1 protein-coding gene is annotated in these 646 nt (G+C 49.5%); it reads right to left on the bottom strand.

The window, feature by feature from the left end:
• Positions 1–94 precede the first annotated feature (94 nt).
• Positions 95–646 (bottom strand): hypothetical protein (locus tag CHL74_RS15985; RefSeq protein ID WP_176452293.1); only part of this gene is annotated, 552 nt, incomplete at its 5' end.

Genomic DNA, 646 nt, shown 5'->3' with positions numbered 1-646 from the left:
ACGTCCGCCACCTGAAGAGCATTGGAGAGATACGCCTGGTGTGGACATTCAGAGAGTGGCTTTAGGATGTCATCTATGTTGATGTTGCGCTTCACTACTTCTTGGATTTAGACTTGGACTTCGGCTTGGAAGGAGTGGCATCCTCAGGCTGCTCAGCTAATTGGTCAGTTGGCGACTGACTAATTTCTGTTTCTTTAGTCTGCTCCTCTTCGCTTTCTTTGGTTTCGGTATTTGCTGCACTTTCTGCCTTTGTCACATAATGGTCATAAGTGTCCCAATTTGCGTGCAACTTTTTATCGAGATTTATAAACTCGTCGAGTAACGGCTTACGTTCTGAAGCCGGCACCTGCTTAGTAGAGTCCGACAACAAGCGTAGGCGTAGATGGAGTTCACGCATACGGTGAGTGATATCAAGGTTCTCGACATAGAGAGCCTGGATATCCTCAGGCAGCGAGTCGTGATCCGCACGCTTGCCAGCCTTAAAGTCCGTAGCAGGGTTCGTGTCTTTGTTGGAAAACTCTGTTCGACTTGCCACGATAGCATCCACTTGCTCCTGCATGATGTTCACCTCGTCGTGGGCTTCGACCTCACGGCGAGCTTTGAGGAAGGCACGGAGCTTGCCTTCGATGAACTCAGCCTTGCCTTT

The organism is Prevotella sp. 885 (genome assembly GCF_002265625.1).
Taxonomy (GTDB): domain Bacteria; phylum Bacteroidota; class Bacteroidia; order Bacteroidales; family Bacteroidaceae; genus Prevotella.
This window is presented reverse-complemented; position numbering and strand designations above follow the sequence as displayed.